Consider the following 18,602-nt stretch of genomic DNA (forward strand, 5'->3'; position numbering starts at 1 on the left):
GGGCATGTCCCTTCAGGAGTCCCGCAGATCGCGTGTCAGCAGTGCGGCCAGCGTGTCGACGACCGGGGGGTCGAGCAGCGACAGATGGTGGCCGGGCAACGGGACGACGGTCAGGTCGGCGCAGTGCGCGTCCCAGCCGAGCGTCGCGTCGCCGCGTTCGTAGCGTGGGTCGTGGACGGTGTGCGGGGCGGGCTCGCTCGCCCGGTAGAGCAGGGTGCGGCCCGCGTATCCGCCCGGCTGGTGGCGCTCGCCGCTGCGCAGGTCCAGATAGGAGGTCCGCTGGTGTTCCAGGACCGCTTCCGGCAGTTCGACGGTGTCCCGCAGCATCTTGATGACGAGGTCGATCCGTCCCGTGTCGTCGAGCCCGGCGAGTTCGTCGTACGGCAGGTCGAGGGCGGTGCCGTAGGTGCGTTCCACATACGCGGCGAAGTCCCGGAAGTGACGCAGGACCAGGTCTGTCGGGGTGAGGCGGGTGGGCAGAGGCAGTACCGAGTCGAGCAGCACGAGGGCCGGGACTCTGCCGTACGGGGCGAGCAGCCGGACCGCCTCCTGGGCGACCAGCCCGCCGTACGACCAACCGCCGAGGATCCAGGGGCCTTTGGGCAGCTCCTCCCGTACCCTGCGGACGAACTCCTCGGCCCGTCCCGGCACATCGTCGGGGTCGGGCCGCCGGTCGAAGCCGTACACCGGACGGTCGCCGTCCAGGCGCTGGGCCAGCCGGACGTACACATCGGCGGATCCGCCTGCGGCGTGGGCCAGGAAGAGGGGGGTGCCAGGGCCCGTTCCCGGGAACGCGCGGAGAGGGGTCGGGGCGGGGGGCCGGGGCGCGGCCTCTTTTCGTACGAGCGTGTCGGCTTCTGCTCGTGCGAGCGTGTCGGCTGTTTCTCGTGCGAGCGTGTCGGTGGCCGAACTCGGCGCCGCCCGCCGCTCTTTGAGATCGCCGGGCGTCGTCCGGCGTCCCGGGGTACCGACCGTCTCCGCTTCTCCCCCGGTCTCCAGCAGCTCGGCCACGGCCCTCAGCGTTCCGCGTCTGAGCAGCACTCCCGGCTCCATCTCGATGCCGAACTCCCGCTCCACCGCGGCCCGTATCCGCACGGCCGTGAGGGAGTCCAGTCCGAGGTCGGTCAACGGGGTGTCGGGGTCGAGGTGTTCGGGGCTGTAGCCCATGACCGCCGCCACGCACAGCCGGAGCCGTTCGAGAGGACCGGCGGCCGGGTCGAGAGGCATCGCCCGGGGCGGTTCCTCGGCCTCGGACGGCTCCTCCCCCGCCCAGAAGCGGCGGTGCCGCCAGCGGGGCGGCGGGACGTCCACGATGCGGCCCTCGGGATGCAGTCCCTCCCGCGGCTGGGCCACCCGCACTCCGTGGACGAGCAGCGTGGCCAGCGAGGTACGGAACGTGAGCGCGTCGTCGGTGTCGCGTCGCAGGGTGGGCACGATCAGTGCGTCGTCGGCGCCGGCATCGCGAAGGGTGTCGGTCAGCGGATGCAACTGGGTTGCGTGCGGGGCGACTTCGACGAAGACGCGGTGTCCGTCCTCGGCGGCGGCGCGCACCGCCTGGGCGAAGCGGACGGGGTTGCGCAGGTTCGCCACCCAGTACTCCGTGTCGCAGGGCACGCTCTCGCGGGGATCGCCGAGCGCGGTGGAGTAGCGGCGGCAGCGGGGCGCCGAGTGCCTGACCTCGCCCAGTTCCCACGCGAACTCTGGCAGCAGCGGCTCTACTTCGGGTGAGTGGCCCGCTCCCGACACACCCAGCGAACGGGCGAAGCCGCCGTTGCCGGTCACCCGGGCGACGAGTCCGGCCACGTCTTCGGCCGAGCCCGTGACCACGCTCTGCGCGGGCGAGGAGTGCACGGCCACTTCCAGCGTGCCGAACTCCCTTGCCAGGCGCGGGATTTCGGCCGCCGGTAGCTCCACGACCGCCATGGCTCCGCCGGTCATCCGGGCCAGCAGCCTGGAGCGTACGGCGACGATCCGGGCGCCGGTGGCCTCGTCCAGCGCGCCCGACACGACCGCCGCCGCGATCTCGCCCAGGGAGTGGCCGATGACGGCGTCGGGTTCGAGGCCGTAGGAGCGCCACAGTTCGGCGAGAGCGACCTGGACGCCGTAGAGCACGGGCATGACGGTCGCGGGGGTCGAGAGGTCGGCGTCGGATTGGAGGCCGGCGCGCAGGGAGAGCCCCGCGTGGTAGCGCACGATGGCTTCCAGCCGGTCGACGGCTGCCGCGAACACCGGTTCCGTCGCGAGGAGTTGGCGGCCCATGCCGGGCCACTGCGAGCCGTAGCCGGAGAAGACCCACACCATGGGTCCGGGTCCGCCGGGCCGGTCTTCCCCCGTGACGAGCCGCGGTGAGGGGTCGCCTGCCGCAAGGCGGCCGAGTGCGGTGCGGGTCTCGGTGCGGTCGCGGGTGACGAGAGCGGCGCGATGGCGGCCGCGGCCGGCGCGCCCCGCGAGGGTGCGGGCGAGGTCGGCGTCGTGTACGCGCCGGCTGTCGGGGGTGTCCAGCCAGGAGGCCAGCTCACCGGCGTAGGCGCGTACGCGCTCCTTGGTCGGCCCGTCGAGCAGGAGCAGCGCGGGGCGCTCGGCGGGACCCTTCGCCCGGGCGGCCGGGCGGTGTTCGGCGAGGACGACGTGGGCGTTCGTACCGCCGAAGCCGAAGGCCGAGACGCCCGCGGTGGCCGTGCCCGAGTAGCGGGGCCAGGGTTCGGGCGAGCCGACCACGCGCAGGCCGAGCGCGTCGAGGTCGGCGTGCGGACCCGGGCGGGTGAAGTGCAGGTGGGCGGGGATCTCGCCGTGGTGCAGGGCGAGCACGGTCTTGATCAGGCCCGCGATACCGGCGGCCGCCTCCAGGTGGCCGAGGTTCGTCTTGGCGGAGCCGATCAGGAGAGGCTGGTCCAGGGAGCGGTCGCGGCCGAGCACGGCGCCGAGGGCGCTCGCCTCGATGGGGTCGCCGAGGGCGGTGCCCGTGCCGTGCGCCTCCACGTAGTCCACGGTCGTCGGGGCGGTGTGCGCCTCGGCGAGGAGGGCGCACTGGGCCTCGGCGTTGGGGGCGGTCAGGCCGTTGGAGCGGCCGTCGGAGTTGACGGCCGTCGCGTGGATCACCGCCAGGACGCGGTCGCCGTCGCGTTCGGCGTCCGCGAGCCGTTTCAGTACGACGACTCCGCAGCCCTCGCCGCGTACGATCCCGTCGGCCGAGGCGTCGAACGCCTTGCAGCGGCCGTCCGGGGCGAGGGCGCCCGCGCGCTGGAAACCGAGGGTGACGGCGGGGGTCAGTAGCAGGTTCACCCCGGCGGCGAGCGCCGTGTCGCTCTCGCCCGTCACCAGGCTGCGTACGGCGTGGTGCACCGCGACCAGCGAGGACGAGCACGCCGTGTCGACGGACAGGCTGGGGCCGCGCAGGTCGAGGGCGTACGACAGGCGGCCCGCGGCGATGCTCATGGACGCCCCGGTGGCCGTCCAGGCGTCCACGGCGTGCAGGTCGGCTGTCGTGAGGTGCGCGTACTCGTTGCCGCCGATGCCCACGAAGACGCCGGTGCGGGTGCCCGCGAGCGCGGGTGCGGAGAGGGCCGCGTGGTCGAGGGCCTCCCGGGTGACTTCGAGGAGCATGCGGTGCTGGGGGTCCATGGCGGTCGCCTCGTGGGCGGGGATGCCGAAGAACTCGGCGTCGAAGCCGGCGATGTCGTCGAGGCCGCCGAGGAAGGCGCCGTGCCGGTTCACGTCGTCCGGCAGTCGTTCCGGGTCGCTGAGGAACGGGGCCCAGCGGCCGGGCGGGAGCGTGCCTACCGCGTCGCGGCCTTCGGTGAGGAGTTGCCAGTACTCGTCGGGGGACGTGACGCCGCCGGGGAATCGGCAGCCGAGGCCGACGACGGCGACCGCGACGGGGGTCGGTTCGGTTCGGTGGGTGCCGGTTGACTGTGGCCGGTCGCGCAGTTCCCCGCGCCTCTTACGGGGCGGGGTCTCCTCCAGGCGTCTCACCAGTGTGTCGATCGTCGGTGCCTCCCACAGCAGTGTGTCCGGGAGTCGTCTTCCGGCCAGTTCGCTCAGGTCGGCTGTCAGTGCCACCGCGTCTCGGGAGGTGAGTCCTGCCTCCGCCAGGGGCCTGTCGTCGGGGAGTTGGCCCGCGCTGACCCCGTACCAGTCCTGGAGTCGATCCGCGACCAGCTCGCGGATCTCCCTGCGCGACACGCTCATCGTGGCCCGAATCCGCCGTCGAGGAAGCGTGCCCGGGCGGCCGCGCGGGACACCTTGCCGCTGCTCGTACGGGGGACGGAGCCCGGCGGCACGAGCCGCAGTGAGCCGAGGCGCAGGCCGTGGCGGGCGGAGATCGCGGCGCGCACGACGCGTTCGGCGTTCCGGGTGGCCTTCGGCGTCGGATCGGTGTCGCGCCGGTGCTCCGCGACCACGACGACGTCCTCGCCCACGTCGTCGGCCCGGGTCACTCCGAACGCGGCGAGGTGGTCCCGGCGGATCAGGGCCACGGCCGTCTGTACGGTCTCCTCGATGTCCTGGGGGTAGTGGTTGCGCCCGTCCACGATGAGTACGTCCTTGAGGCGGCCGGTGACGAGCAGCCGCCCGTCGTGCAGAGCGCCGAGGTCGCCGGTGCGCAGCCAGTCCCCGGCCGCGCCGAAGCCGAAGGTCTCGGCCGTGAGTCCGGCGCGCTTCCAGTAGCCGCGGCCGATGTTGGGGCCGCGCAACTGGATCTCGCCGACCCGCCCTTGCGGCAGCACGGCACCGTCCCGGCCGACGATCCGCAGCTCCTGCCCGACGGGCGCCCCGCACGGGACGAGCACGGCCGCCGTCTCGTCCGACGTCTCCTCGATCCGGCCCTCCGTGAGTGCGCCGGCGTCGCAGGCGACGGCCGAGGACGGTTCGTCCCGGGAGCTCGCGGTCACGAACACGGTGGCCTCCGCCAGGCCGTAGGCCGGACAGTGCGCGGCCGGGTCGAGCCCCGCGGGCGCGAATGTGGTGTGGAAGCGGTCCACCGTCCCGGCACGCACCGGTTCGCTGCCGTTGATGAGCACCCGTACGCGGTCCAGGCGGAGTTCGTCGACGAGCGCGGGGTCGGTGCGGGCCACGCAGTAGTCGTACGCGAAGTTCGGGGCGGCGCTGACGGTGCCTTCGTACGAGCCGAGGAGGCGCAGCCAGCGGGCGGGGTCCTGGAGGAAGGCGGAGGGGTCCATGAGGACGGACGGGAAGCCTCCCACGACGGGCGCGGCGATGCTGAGGACTAGGCCCATGTCGTGGAAGAGGGGCAGCCAGCCGACCGTGGTGGCGGCGTCCGGGTCGGCGATGAACGCGTCGATGGCCTGACGCGCGTTGGCGACGACGTTGGCGTGACTGATCATCACGCCGGCCGGGCTGCGGGTGGATCCGGAGGTGTACTGGAGGTATGCGATGTCGTCCGGCTCGGGGGCTCCCGACGGTTCGCCCGAATCGATGAATCCACCGCGCTGGACGGGGAGTTGGTCGACGGGCACGACGGGGACCTCCGGCAGGCCCCGCTCGCGGATGAACTCGCCCATCGCACGGGCCGTTGCGGAGTCGCTGAGCAGACATGCCGGTTCGCAGTCGGCCAGGACGGCCGCCAGTCGCCCTTCGTGGCCGGGGAGTTGGGGGCCGAAGAGAGGTACGGCGATGACGCGGGCGTACAGGCAGCCGAGGAAGCCGGCCGCGTAGTCGAGCCCCTGGGGCAGCACGAGGGCGGCGCGTTCGCCGGGTGAGGCGACCTGGGCGAGTCGGTCGGCGACGGCTCTGGCCCTGGCGTCGAGGGCGCGCCATCCGAGGGCCCGGTGCACTCCGGTGGGGGCGCTGTCGGGGAAGTCGACGTGGCTGAAGGCGCGTTGTTGCGGCCGGTGTCTGGCCCAGTGCCTCAGGTGGTCCGTGAGCGAGGCGGATGCGGCGGCGGGCCGGACGGAGGTCATGAGGGCTCCAACTGGGTCGGCGGCAGCGCGAGTTGAGCGAGAGCGGGGGAAGCGCGGGGGGAGTGCGTCCGCTTGGGGCGGTGCCCCAGGTTCCGCCTCCGGGCGAGGGGTGGGTTAGACGACGTGCTGACAGTTCGTCTCCCGCCTTCTGTCAGTTCGCTGACAAAGGCATCCCGTCGATTCCATGCCGTGGGCCAGAGCCCGGGCGGCGCTCTCGCGCCGACAATCCGTGCGACGGCGGAAGGAGCGTCTTGTGGGACGTGCACGGCTGTTCGCGCTGTTCTCCCTGCTCACACTGACCGGGTTCATCACGACGCTCGACAACACGGTCATCAATGTGGCCCTGCCGACCGTACAGCGCGAACTGGGCCTGACGGTGCCCGACTTGGAATGGGTGGCAGCCAGCTATGTGCTCAGTTTCGGAGCGCTGCTGCTGCCCGGCGGGCGGCTGACCGACCTGTTCGGGCGCAGACCCGTGCTGGCCGCCGGGATCCTGGTCTTCACGGCGGCGTCGGCGGCGGCCGCCCTCGCGGACAGCGGGGGCACGCTGATCGCGGCCCGTACGGTGCAGGGGGTCGGGGCCGCGCTGGTCATCCCTGCCTCGCTCGCCGTCATCGCGGTCGATCTGCCCGCGCGGCTGCGCGCCACGGCCGTGGGCCTGTGGACGGCGGCGCTGGCCGTGGCGCTGGCGCTGGGGCCCGTGGTGGGCGGCTTCGTCACCCAACGGTGGGGCTGGGGCTGGGTGTTCGCGCTCAACGTGCCGTTCGGGCTGATCGCGCTGCTGCTGATGCCGGCCGTCCCCGGCCGGTCCGCGCCCCGACGCGGCGGTCTCGATGTGCCGGGTGTGCTGCTGTCCGTGCTCGCGCTCTATCTGCTCACGTACGGTCTCGTGCGCGGCCAGGAGCACGGGTTCGGCACCGCGCCCGTGCCGCTGTGCCTGGGCGTTTCGGCGGTCGCCGTCTGTGTGTTCGTCGTCGTGGAGGCCCGGACCGCGCGGCCGCTCGTCGAACTGCGACTGCTGCGCGACCGGTTCCTCACCGGCGGGATCGTCGCGCAGGTGCTGTGGGGCATCGGCGTCAACGGGGTGTTCTTCTTCACGGCCCTCTATCTCCAGCGGGTGCTGGGCTTCTCACCGACGGGGGCGGGGCTCGCGTTTCTGCCGCTGGCGGGCGCGCTGCTGCTGGGGACGCCGGTGGCCGAGCGGGCGGCCCGTGCGCTGGGCGCGCATGTCTCGATCGCGGGCGGCCTCTGCATGGTGGCGGTCGGTCTGCTGTACGTCTCGGCAGCGGGTGCGCGGGCCGGCTTCTGGGACCTGCAGCCGGGGCTGCTGCTGATCGGCTGGGGTTCCGCGTTCACCACTCCCCTGACCGTGCGCAGTCTCGACCGGGTTCCGGAGGCCGGGATGGGGATGGCGACCGGCCTGGTGAGCGCGGCACGCGAGGTCTCCGGTGTGTTCGGGGTGGTCCTGGTGGGCGTGGTCCTCACCCGGCGCGAAAGCTCCGAGCTGCGTTCCGGCGCCGATCCGCGCGACGCGTTCCTGGAGGGCTACGACCTCGGTCTGCGGCTCGCGGCGTGCTGCGTACTCGCGGGTGCGTTCGTGACGCTGGTGACGCTGCGCCGTCGTGGGCGTCATCGGCGCGTGGTGGCGCGGAGCAGGAGCCGGATTCCCCTTGTCATGAAGTGACAAGCCCCCGGTGCATGTCTGTCAGTCACCGATGAGGCTCGGCAGAATCCGTGCGGGTAACGTCAGCGTGCCCCACTTCCCGTGCGCAGAAGGAGCCGCTGCGTGACCGGATTCCGCATTCTGGAGAAGATCGAGGCAACGAACGCCACAGCGCGGGCCGAGGAGGCCCACGGCCCGTTCAAGGCGTTCCCTTCGGGTCTGCACGACCATCTCAGACCCTTCTTCGACGACATCACCGAAGAGGTCGTACGGGCGATCAGAACCGAGATCCCGGAGTACGCGCGGCCGACGGACGACACGTACATGCAGGTCGTGCACCAGGGTGTGGAGCACGCGCTGCAGGGGTTCCTGGAGCGGATGGCGAAGCCGGACACCGACTGGGAGCCGGTGACGGCGACCTATCAGCGCATCGGCCGGGGCGAGGCGGACGAGGGGCGCAGTCTCGACGCGTTCCAGTCGGCTCTGCGGCTCGGCGCGCGGGTGACATGGCGTCGGATCAACGCGCTGGTCGACGCCGATCTGCTGCCGCGTCATGTGCTGGCCGCGTTCGGTGAGGCGCTGTTCCTGCACCTGGACGAGATGGCGGCCGCGACGACGGCCGGGTACACGGAGGCGCGGCTGCACGCGGCCGGTGAGCTGCAGCAGCGGCGTACGCGGCTGATCGATCTGCTGATCGTGGACCCGCCCGCGTCGGTGGCGGCCCTCACGGATCTCGCGCACACCGCTCAGTGGCCCGTGCCCCGTTCGCTGGCCGTGGTCGTCATCGATCACGGAACGCAGGCCGGGGCGGCCCAACCGCCCATCGTGCCGCCCGAGTTCCTCGCGCGGTTCGATGTGCGCCCGGCCGTACTGGTGGTGCCCGATCCGGAGGGCCCGGGAAGGGCGCGTGCCGTCGCCGGTGCGCTCCAGGGCCTACGGGCCGTCATGGGGCCGAGTGTCGCGCTCCAGGAGGGGGCGAGGTCGCTGCGGTGGGCTGCCGAGGCGCTCGATCTGGCCCGGCGGGGTGTGCTGCCGGACACGGAGATGGTGCGTTGCCGGGACCATCTGGCCACGCTGATGCTGTTCCGCGACGAGGCGCTGGTGGAGGCGATGGCCGACCGGCATCTGCGTCCCCTGGACACCATCCGGCTGCCCCAGCGCGAGCGCCTCGCGGAGACACTCCTCAGTTGGCTGGAGTGCGGCCACAACGCGAGCGAGGTGGCCGCCCGTCTCGCGGTCCATCCGCAGACGGTCCGCTACCGCATGCGTCAGCTCGACGAGTTGTTCGGCGACCGGCTCCACGACCCCACCACCCAGTTCGAGATGCAGCTGGCGCTGCGGGCGCTCAAGCTCCGGAGGGCGGCCCGGGCACGGTGAGGGTCACGGCGACCGCGCGAAGGTGAGCGTCACAGCGACCGGCCGAGGATGATCGTCACAGCGACTGACCGAGGGTGAGCGTGTGCGGTGCGAAGCCGTTGCGCTCGTAGAACCGGATCGCGTCCGCGTTGGCCGCGTACGCCGTCACCTCCGCGACCTGGGCGCCCTGTTGCCGTGCCCAGTCGAGGAAGGCCTCCACGAGCCGCGCTCCCGTCAGGGTGCCGCGGTGGGCCGGGCGCACGTACAGGCTGTGCAGGGTGGCGATCTTCGCCGGGCGCATGGCCGAGCCCTCCGCGACCGTGCCCACCAGGTGTCCTATGACCTCCCCTTCGCTGTCGGCCACCAGCGACAGCCGGGCCGGATCGTCGATGCCGGAGGCGAATCTCTCCGCACCTTCCGCGAGGGGCCAGTTGATGTCGACGGTCGCGTCCCTGGTGCCCGCGTCCTCGGCGAACAGGGCCGCGCTGGAGGCGACGAGCGCGGGGATGTCCTCGGCGTGGGCCCGGCGGACGGCTACCTGGTCGTGGTGGTCACTCATGGAACAGGACGGTAGCGGCCCGGTCTGACAAAGCCACTGGGCAGCGTTCGTCGACGCCTGGGATTTCCTGGACAGGTGTCCATGTATAGTGGACACCTGTCCAGGAAATCCCCCCTGAAGGAGCCCACTCCCCATGCAGACACTCGCCAACGTGCTGGTCGGCCTCGTCGCCGCCCTGCACGCCTACATCCTGGTTCTGGAGATGTTCCTGTGGGAGAAGAAGCCGGGGCGCGGGCTGCACGGGTTCGACCCCGAGATGGCGCGGGCCACCGCCGCGCTCGCCGCCAACCAGGGGCTCTACAACGGCTTTCTCGCGGCCGGACTCGTCTGGGGACTGATCGCCGACGACCCCACGGGCTTTCGCGTACAGGTCTTCTTCCTGGCGTGCGTGATCGTCGCGGGTGTGTACGGCACGGTCACCGCGAACCGTCGCATCCTCTTCGCGCAGGCCCTGCCCGGCGCGCTCGCCCTGGCCGCCGTCCTCGCCGCCCGGTGACCTCCGACGCCAGGGCCGACCCCAAGGCCGACCCCAGGGCCGAGCGCACCCGGGCCAAGCTGCGCCGGGCCCTCCTCGACGAGTGCGCCCGGCGGCCGCTCGCGGAGGTCAGTGTCGCCGCACTGGTGCGCGCGGCCGGGGTCGGCCGGGCCACGTTCTATCTGCACTACGCCGACCTGGAGGCGCTGGCGGTCGACGCCTGCGCCGATGTCGTACGGGACGCCGTGGACGCCCTGCACGCCTGGCGGGGCAGGCCGGACCCCAGGTCGGCGCCGGACGCCCTGCTCACGTTCTTCGCGGGCCTGCCCCCTCACGCCCCGCTCTACCGCGCCCTGTTGAGCCCGGGCGGCGGCGGACCGCTGGGCCGCGTGCTCCACCAGGACCTGCGGGCCCGCAGTCTCGCCGAGCGTGAACTCGTCGGCGCGCCGGAGGCCCCGCTCATCGCCTCCGCCGTCGCCGCGACCTTCGCGGGCGTCCTCGCCGACTGGCTGCACGGGCTCCTCGATGCCACCCCCGAGGAGATCGCCCACAAGGCATGGCGCCTGCTCGTGGCCCTGCACGCGACCCGCTGGGACCCCGACCGGTAGGACGTCAGGCGCAGCCCATCCCCTTCTTCACCGCCGGCCACGCCTCCACCCCGTCCGGCGTGCGGACGTACGCCTTCTTCTTGTCGGCCGTCAGCCACAACTGCCGCTCGCCGTGCCGGTAGCCGGTGTCGCGGGCGCCTTCGGGCAGGGTGACGTCCCCGTCGTACGGAGCGGTGAGCAGCCCGGACAGCACGCCCTCGGGGTCACGGGCGTACAGCACGCGCTTCGCGCCCTGACCGAGTGCCAGGAAGTGCGCCGACTGCCAGTCGCAGTGCTCCGAGCCCTGGGAACTGCTGATGGTGGTGACCGGGAGCCGACGGCCGCGCGCGTCGTTCCAGACCTCGTGCCCCTGGTCGTCGGTGAAGCTCTCGGGGAACTCGGCCGGATCGCACGAGGCGGTCGTCTCCGGGCCCCAACCGGGCCTGTTCGGCTGGTCCTTGGCGACGATGACGGCCACCTTGGTCCGACCGCCGACGTCGTACGAGAAGAGCACGCGGTCCCCGTCGTCGCGCTCCACGCGGTAGCCGGTCCTCGGAACGTTCGGCTGCTCGATCTCGAAGAAGGCTTCAAGCCCTTCCGCCGGGGTCGAACCGCCGTCGCGCCTGCTCCAGTTGCCCCCGAACCCGCCCGAGTGGATGTCCCCCTCGCACTCCAGAGCCAGCCCCGCCGCGCCCGACTCCGCCTCGGTCGCCCTCCGGCTGTCCTCGTCGTACTCCTTGTGCGGCACGCGCAGCGGTCCGCCGTAGGGCGTGGGCGAAGCGGGCCCGCCCGCGATGAGCCCTCCGTCGGTGTGCCCCTTCTCGCTCTCCACCAGCACTGTCACGAGTGTCGCGACCGTCACGATTCCCGCCACCGCCAGTCCGCCCGCCCTGATCCCCCGCATGGCGCCCCCTGCCTGCCGTGTCGTCGTATCCCTCCTCCGACGCACGAGCCGCGCAGGACGTTCAGACGGAGTTCGTCGCCCTTCAGCTCTGCCGGGCCGCCTGGAACGTACGCCGGTAGGCCCCCGGCGAGACGCCGATCGCCGCGTGCAGATGCTGGCGGAGCGAGGTGCCGGTCGCGAAGCCGACCTCGCCCGCGATCTGGTCCACCGGCAGATCGCTGGCTTCGAGCAACTGCCGTGCACGGACGACGCGTTGCTGGATGAGCCAGCGGCCGGGGCTCATCCCGACCTCGTCGTTGAACCGGCGGGCGAACGTGCGCAGACTCATCCGGGCGTGGGCGGCCAGATCGGACAGGGTCAGCGGCTCGCCGAGGCGTTCCAGGGCCCACTGCCGGGTGGCCGCGGTACCCGCGGTCGAGGGGTCGGGCACCGGCTGCTCGATGTACTGGGCCTGACCGCCGTCCCGCCACGGCGGCACCACACAGGACCGGGCCACCCGGTTGGCCAGCTCGCTGCCGTGGTCCTTGCGCACGAGGTGCAGGCAGACGTCCACGCCTGACGCGGCTCCCGCCGAGGTGAGGAGTGCGTCCTCGTCGACGAACAGCACATCGGCGTCCAGGTCCACGTCCGGGAACATCTTCCGGAACAGCGGGGCCAGCTGCCAGTGCGTCGTCGCCCGTCGTCCGGCGAGCATCCCCGCCGCCGCCAGGACGAAGGCCCCCGTGCAGATGGATACGATCCGGGCGTCCGGCCTGATCGCCCTCAGCGCCGCGGCCACCTCCTCGGGGAGATCGGCGCTGATCCGCGACAGGGCGAACGGCGGGATGACGACGGTGTCGGCCGTCCGCAGCACCTCCGGGCCGTGTTCGACGGTGATCGAGAAGTCCGAGCTGCTGCGCACCGGCTGCCCGTCGACCGTGCAGGTCAGCACCTCGTACCGCCCCTCGGCCGAGCCGAAGACCCGGTTCGGGATGCCGAGCTCGAAGGGGTAGACCCCGTCCAGGGCCAGGACGACGACCCGCTCCACGGGTCCTTCGTACTCCCCGTGCCGGGAGGTGTCGGTCGGGTCGGGGCGCTCCCCGCAGGACGTCTGAAGCAGCATGGCACGATCCTATCGAACAATGGCAATCTTGCCATTTCCTCGGCTGTCGTGGACCGGCAGGCTGAAGCACATGAGCACTGAGAACACGATGCGCGCAATCAGTCAGGACGTCCTCGGCGGTCCCGAGGTCCTCAAGGAAGTGGAGCTGGAGATCCCGAAGCCCGGACCGAGCGAGGTGCTGATCCGGGTGCACGCGGCGGGCCTCAACCCGACCGACTGGAAGCACCGGGCGAACGGCGGCTTCCTCGGGAAGCCGCCGTTCGTCCTCGGCTGGGACGTGTCCGGGGTCGTCGAGGCGATCGGCCTCGGCGTCACCCTCCACAAGCCGGGCGACGAGGTCTTCGGCATGCTGCCTTACCCGTACGGCGTAGGGGCGCACGCCGAGTACGTCACCGGTCCCGCACGGGCCTTCGCGCACAAGCCGGCCGAGGTCGACCACACCCAGGCGGGCGCGATTCCGCTGGCCGCGCTGACCGCCTGGCAGGCGCTGGTCGACACGGCGGACGTCCGGCCGGGGCAGCGGGTGCTGATCCATGCGGCGGCCGGCGGAGTGGGACATCTGGCCGTGCAGATCGCCAAGGAGCGCGGGGCCCATGTGATCGGCACGGCCAGCTCGGGCAAGCACGAGTTCCTGCGGAGCCTGGGCGTCGACGAGACGGTCGACTACCGGGAGACCGACTTCGCCGAGGTCGTGCGGGATGTCGACGTCGTACTGGACACGATCGGGGGCGACTATCGGTCGCGGTCCCTCAAGACCCTCCGGCCGGGCGGGCTGCTGGTGTCGATCCTGCCGTCCGGGTCACCGGCGCTTTCCGAGGAGGCGCAGGGGCTCGGTGTGCGGGCGGTGGAGCTGCTCGTGGAGGCCGATCAGGGCGGGATGCGGTCGATTGCCGAGCTGGTCGCTGCGGGGAAGCTGCGTGCCACGGTTGCCGAGGTGTTTCCGTTGGCCGAGGCCGCGAAGGCACATGCGGTGGGCGACACCGGACGGACCGTGGGGAAGCTTGTTCTTCAGGTTCGGTAACACGTTGTGGGGCGCGGGGTGCCACCGGTGGTGTTGAGCCGCGGGCCGGTGGTGGCTGGTCGCGCAGTTCCCCGCGCCCCTTACGGGGCACTCAGGCGAAGGTGAGTACCGGCTTGATCGTCTTGCCCGCGGCCATGTCCTGCACCGCCTGGCCGATGTCCTTGAACGCGTAGGTGCTGATCAGCCGGTCCAGCGGAAGTCGGCCCTCGCGGACCAGTCTGACCAGGGCCGGGATCGCGGTCTGGGTCTCCTGGTCGCCGAGGGTCAGGCCCACCAGTCGCTTGCCGCCGAGCATTCCGTTGACGTCCAGGGCGACCTCGGAACCGAACGGCGGGGCGCCGACGATCACCGCCGTACCGCGCGCGGCGAGCGCGTCCACGCCCTTGCGCAGGACGATGACGTTGCCGGTGGTCTCGACGACCCCGTCGGCCCCCGCCCCGCTCGTGATCAGCTGGACCGCCTCGACGATGTCCGCCTCGTTGGCGTTCACGGTGTGGGTGGCGCCCAACTCCCTTGCCAGTTCGAGCCGTTCGACCACCTTGTCGACGGCGATCACCGTGGTCGCGGGCGTCAGTGCGGCGGCCATCACCGCCGACAGACCGACCGCACCGGCGCCCAGGACCACGACCGTGTCGCCCGTACGGGGCTCAAGGACGTTCCAGACCGCGCCCACCCCTGTCTGTACACCGCAGCCCAGCGGCGCGAGGGACTCCAGCGGGATGTCCCTGTCGACCTTGACGAGGCTGCGCTCGTCCACCAACGCCCGCTCGGCGAAGGAGGACTGGCCGAAGAAGTGGCCGCCGAGCGGGGCCCCGTCACGGCTGATGGTGGCGGAGCCGTCGGCGCGGCGTCCGCCGAGGAGGTTCAGCGGCAGCCAGGCGGCGCAGTACGCCGGGTGACCGTCGCGGCAGTTGCGGCAGGAACCGCAGGAGGTGAAGGACAGCACGACGTGGTCGCCGGGCTCGACGCCCGCGACGTCCGGGCCGACGGCCTCGACGATCCCGGCCCCCTCGTGGCCCAGTACGCCGGGCAGCGGGAACGGCAGGCCGCCGCTCGCGACCCCGAGGTCCGTGTGACACAGGCCCGCGGCCACGATGCGGACCAGGACCTCATGGGCGCGGGGCTCGTCGAGCTCCACGTCGGCGAGGGTGAAGGGCGCTCCCCCGGACTCGACCACGGCTGCGCGAGTGGTGGTGGACATACTGCGAACTCCCTTGGATGAGGGTGAGTTGAAGGGGTGAGCCCGGCTGCGGGGCGCTCAGTCGAACGAGATGACGACGGACTTGACCTTGGTGTAGGAGGCGAGCGCCTCGGGCCCGTACTCGCGTCCGAAGCCGGAGGCCTTGACCCCTCCGAAGGGCACCGCGGGGTCGAGCATCGCCCAGTCGTTGACCCACACGATGCCCGCCTGGAGCCGGTCGGCGACGCGGTGCGCACGGGCCAGGTCGGTGGTCTGCAGGCCCGAAGCCAGGCCGTACGGCGTGGAGTTGGCCAGCTCGACGGCCTCGTCCTCGGAGTCGAAGGGCTGCACGGTGAGGACCGGGCCGAAGATCTCCTCCTGGACCACACGGGAGTCGTTGGACAGGCCCGCGATGACCGTGGGCTTGTAGTAGAAGCCGCCGTTCAGGTCGAGGCGCTCGCCGCCGCACACGATGCGGCCACCCTCCTTGCGGGCCAGTTCGACGTACTCCTCGACCTTCCGCAGGTGCTTCTCCCCCGCCATCGGCCCGACGACGGTCTCGGGCTCCCGGGGGTCGCCGACCGGTACGCCGGGGACGGCGTCGGCGAGGATGCCGACCACGGTGTTGTAGAGCGGACGCGCGACGAGCAGGCGCGGGCCGCCCATGCAGAACTGGCCGGTGTTGAAGACGAAGCCCTTGATGACCGCGCCGATGGCCTTCTCGACGTCGGCGTCCTCGAAGACGATGTGCGCCGCGTTGCCGCCGAGCTCCATGGTGACCGACTTCAGGCCCTCGCCGGCGACGCTCGCCGCGTGCCGGCCCACCGCGGTCGACCCGGTGAAGGCGATCTTGTCGACGCCGGGGTTGCGCAGGAGCGCCTCGCCCGCGACCGGTCCCGTGCCGGTGACGACGTTGTAGACACCGTCCGGGACGCCCGCCCTCTGGAGCAGACCGGCCATGTAGAGGGCGCTGAGCGGGGTCTCCTCGGCCGGCTTGTGCACGACCGTGTTGCCGGCCGCGAGTGCCGGGGCGATCTTCGAGCCCGCGAGGATCAGCGGGAAGTTGAAGGGCGTGATGGCGGCGACGACACCGATCGGGCCGGGCTTGGTGTAGGCGAGGCCGTTGAGCGGGGTGTCCCGGGTCGCGCCGTCCAGGGTCCAGGCGAGGGAGGCGTAGTACTCGTAGTCGTTGGCCGCGTTCGTCACGTCGACCGCGTGGCACAGCGTGATCGGCTTGCCGACGTCCTGGCTCTCCAGGGCCGCGATCTCGTCCGCGTTCTCGCGGATCAGCTCGGCGACGCGGTGCAGCACCCGGCCGCGCTCACGACCGCTCATGGTGGCCCACGGTCCGTTGCCGAACGCCTTCCGCGCGGCGCGTACGGCCGTGTCGACGTCGGTGGCGGAAGCCTCCGCGACCGTCGTGACCACCTGGCCGGTGGACGGATCGAACACGTCCGTACGCGCTCCGTCGGCCGCCTCGCGCCACTGTCCACCGATGAACAGCTGCCCGGGCCCGCTCTCGAAGGTGGTCGTCATTGCCCACTCCTCAGCCTCGATCGCCAAGATTTCAACCAACAGGATTCCTGTTGGTTCGCAGTCTCTTTACAGACAGGTTTCCTGTCAATGCCCTAGGCTGAACGCATGGTCGTCACCAAGGCACTCCCATCGCTCCTGTACATGGTCAAGCAGGTGGAGCTCGTCGTACGGTCCCGCCTCGACGAGTTGCTGAAGCCCACGGGGATCACCGCACTGCAGTACACCTCGCTCACCGTCCTGGAGCGGCACGACGGCCTGTCCGCGGCGCAGCTCGCCCGCGACTCGTTCGTGACCGCGCAGTCCGTGGCCGATGTGATCCGGTCCCTGGAGACCCGCGGTCTCGTACGGCGCGAGCGCAATCCCCGCAACCGCCGCGAGCTGCTGATTCTCCTCACCGAGTCTGGCCGCGATGTGCTCGCTCGGCATGCCGAGCCCGTGCGGGAGCTGGAGGAGCGCATGGTCCGGGATCTCACGGCGCACCAGACGGACCAGTTCCGGCAGGCGCTGTCGAAGGCGTGGCAGTCGCTGTCCTGAAACTGAGGAGCGACACGTCCTTTAAATCGAAGACATATGTCAATCGAACATGCTGAAATTCACCCCATCGAGGGTAACTTGCTGTGTGGGGACCGGTTTGGCGGCCGCCAGCCGCACACGGCCGCGTTCACGCTCACGGAACGACGTCACCCTGGCCCCCGGTGACCCTGTTGGAGGTGATGTCGTCGTGCGCAACGAGTCCGCGCCGTTCACTCCTCATCTGCGTGTCCACCAGGACCGCGGGCACACCGTGCTGGAGTTCCACGGAGAGATCGACATCATCGCGGCGCTGGACATCGTCCCGGCCCTGGACGCGGCCACGGGTCACCCGGCCGCGCGGGTCGTGCTCGACCTGAGGCACATCGAGTTCTTCGACTGCTCGGGCCTGCGCCTGCTGTACCGGGCCCGACGCCGGGTCCTCGCCCGGGGCGGGCGACTGCACCTCGTCTGCACCCACCCGCTGACCCTGCGCATCCTGCACGTGACCGGGCTCGACGACGTGCTCCCTCCACTGTCGACCATGGAAGAGGCCCTCGGCCGACCCGAGACCGCCTCGGAGTCGTTATGACAGCGCTCCGCCACTGCAGAATCTCGCCGGCCTGACCGACCCCGACCGTCCCGTCGCCGTACCTGATCGCCAACGGAGCGATGGACCGGCCTGGACGCGGGTAGTCGCCATGGCGGCGGTGGCGGGGGCGCTCCACAGAAGTCGCCGTTGAAGTCGCACGTGATGTGTGAGGGCAGAGGAGCGGAAGGCTCTCTGTGCGGCCGTTCGTTGCTCGTGGTGTGTTCCGGGCAACAGCCCTCGCTCCAGGCAGTCACCGAGGTTCTTACGTGGTCAACCATTCGGTCAACACGCCTGTCTGGCCATGGATTTGAGGGGCACTAGGAAGGAGGAAGGAGGACGGCCACATGACGACGTCCCTGAAGCGCATGCCCGGATGGGCCAAGATCCTGAGCGCGGTCGTGCTGGTTCTGGTGATACTCGGTGCCGGGCTGCAGCTGAGCCTGCTGCCCGGGCTGCGTGACGTTTTCCGCGAGGAGACCCACGACCGGACAGGACCCACGCTCCTCAAGTCCATTCAGGACATGAGCCGTTACGACGCCGCCTCGGGCAACTTCCAGGTGGTGGTGGATCTGGAGAAGGACACCAAGTACCTGCCGGACGCGGTCCGTGGCACCCGCACCCTGTACGTGGGGGCGGGCACCGTGGACTCCTATGTCGACCTCGGAAAGATCCGCGACGAAGACGTGAAGGTCAACAAGGACCGCACGTCGGCCACGCTCAGGCTCCCCCACGCCGCCCTGGGCAAGCCCGCACTCGACCCCGACCAGTCCTACGCCGTCTCCAAGCAGCGCGGTCTCCTCGACCGGCTCGGCGACGTCTTCTCGGACAACCCGAACGACGAGCGGGCCGTCCAGCGGCTCGCCGCCCGGCACATCGGTGACGCCGCGAAGAAGACCGAGCTGACCGCCCGCGCCGAGGAGAACACCACCGCCATGCTCAAGGGGCTGCTGGGCTCCCTGGGCTTCAAGGAGGTGAAGGTGACGTACGGGTCATGAGCCTCGGCCCGTGACTCCGGCCCGTGACCTCGGCCCGCGCACGCTCGTCGACGCCACCGTCGCCTCTCCGGCCCGAGCACACCGATCGCCCCGGCAGCACGCAGGAAAGCCGGGGCGATCGGCGGTTCAGGCCCGGCACACATGTCGTCGGCATCCTCGACCCCTTCGGGGGTACTCGCCTGTCATCGGACGACAGTTGAAAAC

The 18,602-nt window shown here is 71.4% G+C and carries 15 protein-coding genes; 8 read left to right on the top strand and 7 right to left on the bottom strand.

The genetic code is table 11. From position 1 onward, the window contains the following. Nucleotides 1-12: 12 nt before the first annotated feature. On the bottom strand, nt 13-4,188 hold the full coding sequence (locus JEQ17_RS06790) for a type I polyketide synthase (RefSeq protein ID WP_200394355.1): 4,176 nt from the start codon (nt 4,186-4,188) through the stop codon (nt 13-15). Beyond that, a complete protein-coding gene (locus JEQ17_RS06795) occupies nt 4,185-5,918 on the bottom strand; it encodes a fatty acyl-AMP ligase (protein WP_200394356.1) in 1,734 nt (577 codons plus the stop codon). Before JEQ17_RS06795 ends, JEQ17_RS06790 begins: the two co-directional genes overlap by 4 nt. 253 nt (nt 5,919-6,171) lie before the next feature. Here JEQ17_RS06795 and JEQ17_RS06800 point away from each other — a divergent pair, with 253 nt between their 5' ends. Then, on the top strand, nt 6,172-7,602 hold the full coding sequence (locus JEQ17_RS06800) for an MFS transporter (protein ID WP_200394357.1): 1,431 nt from the start codon (nt 6,172-6,174) through the stop codon (nt 7,600-7,602). Between the two features lie 102 nt (nt 7,603-7,704). Then, nucleotides 7,705-8,958 carry a PucR family transcriptional regulator gene (locus JEQ17_RS06805; protein WP_234048107.1) on the top strand — a complete coding sequence of 418 codons (1,254 nt, stop codon included), beginning with the start codon at nt 7,705-7,707 and terminating at the stop codon, nt 8,956-8,958. Nucleotides 8,959-9,013: 55 nt separating this feature from the next. Here the strand turns inward: JEQ17_RS06805 and JEQ17_RS06810 are convergent, their stop codons facing one another. Continuing rightward, a complete protein-coding gene (locus tag JEQ17_RS06810) occupies nt 9,014-9,496 on the bottom strand; it encodes a GNAT family N-acetyltransferase (protein WP_200394358.1) in 483 nt (160 codons plus the stop codon). Nucleotides 9,497-9,629: 133 nt separating this feature from the next. On the opposite strand from JEQ17_RS06810, the gene JEQ17_RS06815 reads away from it, so the two are divergent. Further along, on the top strand, nt 9,630-9,992 hold the full coding sequence (locus JEQ17_RS06815; RefSeq protein ID WP_200394359.1) for a DUF1304 domain-containing protein: 363 nt from the start codon (nt 9,630-9,632) through the stop codon (nt 9,990-9,992). Then, entirely contained in the window at nt 9,989-10,579 is a 591-nt protein-coding gene (locus JEQ17_RS06820) for a TetR/AcrR family transcriptional regulator (RefSeq protein ID WP_200394360.1), read from the top strand. Before JEQ17_RS06815 ends, JEQ17_RS06820 begins: the two co-directional genes overlap by 4 nt. Before the next feature lie 4 nt (nt 10,580-10,583). On the opposite strand, the gene JEQ17_RS06825 is transcribed toward JEQ17_RS06820, so the two are convergent. Next, on the bottom strand, nt 10,584-11,462 hold the full coding sequence (locus tag JEQ17_RS06825; RefSeq protein WP_407700039.1) for a hypothetical protein: 879 nt from the start codon (nt 11,460-11,462) through the stop codon (nt 10,584-10,586). An 82-nt stretch (nt 11,463-11,544) separates the two neighbouring features. Further along, the gene (locus JEQ17_RS06830) at nt 11,545-12,561 is read right to left on the bottom strand and encodes a GlxA family transcriptional regulator (RefSeq protein WP_407700140.1); all 1,017 of its coding nucleotides are present in this window, start codon (nt 12,559-12,561) and stop codon (nt 11,545-11,547) included. 73 nt (nt 12,562-12,634) lie between these two features. On the opposite strand from JEQ17_RS06830, the gene JEQ17_RS06835 reads away from it, so the two are divergent. Beyond that, entirely contained in the window at nt 12,635-13,585 is a 951-nt protein-coding gene (locus JEQ17_RS06835; protein ID WP_200394362.1) for an NADP-dependent oxidoreductase, read from the top strand. 91 nt (nt 13,586-13,676) lie between these two features. Here the strand turns inward: JEQ17_RS06835 and JEQ17_RS06840 are convergent, their stop codons facing one another. Beyond that, nucleotides 13,677-14,786, bottom strand: a complete 1,110-nt coding sequence (locus tag JEQ17_RS06840; RefSeq protein ID WP_200394363.1) for an NAD(P)-dependent alcohol dehydrogenase — start codon at nt 14,784-14,786, stop codon at nt 13,677-13,679. Nucleotides 14,787-14,843: 57 nt separating this feature from the next. Continuing rightward, the gene (locus JEQ17_RS06845; RefSeq protein ID WP_200394364.1) at nt 14,844-16,301 is read right to left on the bottom strand and encodes an aldehyde dehydrogenase family protein; all 1,458 of its coding nucleotides are present in this window, start codon (nt 16,299-16,301) and stop codon (nt 14,844-14,846) included. 105 nt (nt 16,302-16,406) lie between these two features. Here JEQ17_RS06845 and JEQ17_RS06850 point away from each other — a divergent pair, with 105 nt between their 5' ends. From JEQ17_RS06850 to JEQ17_RS06860, 3 genes are all read left to right on the top strand, one after another. After that, the gene (locus JEQ17_RS06850; protein ID WP_200394365.1) at nt 16,407-16,835 is read left to right on the top strand and encodes a MarR family winged helix-turn-helix transcriptional regulator; all 429 of its coding nucleotides are present in this window, start codon (nt 16,407-16,409) and stop codon (nt 16,833-16,835) included. Between the two features lie 187 nt (nt 16,836-17,022). Further along, nucleotides 17,023-17,403, top strand: a complete 381-nt coding sequence (locus JEQ17_RS06855) for an anti-sigma factor antagonist (RefSeq protein WP_234048108.1) — start codon at nt 17,023-17,025, stop codon at nt 17,401-17,403. Nucleotides 17,404-17,747: 344 nt separating this feature from the next. Next, a complete protein-coding gene (locus JEQ17_RS06860) occupies nt 17,748-18,398 on the top strand; it encodes a DUF4230 domain-containing protein (protein WP_200394367.1) in 651 nt (216 codons plus the stop codon). Nucleotides 18,399-18,602: the final 204 nt, after the last annotated feature.

Origin of the sequence: Streptomyces liliifuscus, assembly GCF_016598615.1 — a bacterium.
In the GTDB taxonomy this organism is placed as follows: Bacteria; Actinomycetota; Actinomycetes; order Streptomycetales; family Streptomycetaceae; genus Streptomyces; species Streptomyces liliifuscus.

Coding starts and splice junctions, on each gene's coding strand:
- JEQ17_RS06790 (WP_200394355.1), bottom strand. CDS start 4,188: ATGAGCGTGTCGCGCAGGGAGATCCGCGAGCTGGTCGCGGATCGACTC.
- JEQ17_RS06795 (WP_200394356.1), bottom strand. CDS start 5,918: ATGACCTCCGTCCGGCCCGCCGCCGCATCCGCCTCGCTCACGGACCAC.
- JEQ17_RS06810 (WP_200394358.1), bottom strand. CDS start 9,496: ATGAGTGACCACCACGACCAGGTAGCCGTCCGCCGGGCCCACGCCGAG.
- JEQ17_RS06815 (WP_200394359.1), top strand. CDS start 9,630: ATGCAGACACTCGCCAACGTGCTGGTCGGCCTCGTCGCCGCCCTGCAC.
- JEQ17_RS06825 (WP_407700039.1), bottom strand. CDS start 11,462: ATGCGGGGGATCAGGGCGGGCGGACTGGCGGTGGCGGGAATCGTGACG.
- JEQ17_RS06835 (WP_200394362.1), top strand. CDS start 12,635: ATGAGCACTGAGAACACGATGCGCGCAATCAGTCAGGACGTCCTCGGC.
- JEQ17_RS06840 (WP_200394363.1), bottom strand. CDS start 14,786: ATGTCCACCACCACTCGCGCAGCCGTGGTCGAGTCCGGGGGAGCGCCC.
- JEQ17_RS06845 (WP_200394364.1), bottom strand. CDS start 16,301: ATGACGACCACCTTCGAGAGCGGGCCCGGGCAGCTGTTCATCGGTGGA.
- JEQ17_RS06850 (WP_200394365.1), top strand. CDS start 16,407: ATGGTCGTCACCAAGGCACTCCCATCGCTCCTGTACATGGTCAAGCAG.
- JEQ17_RS06860 (WP_200394367.1), top strand. CDS start 17,748: ATGACGACGTCCCTGAAGCGCATGCCCGGATGGGCCAAGATCCTGAGC.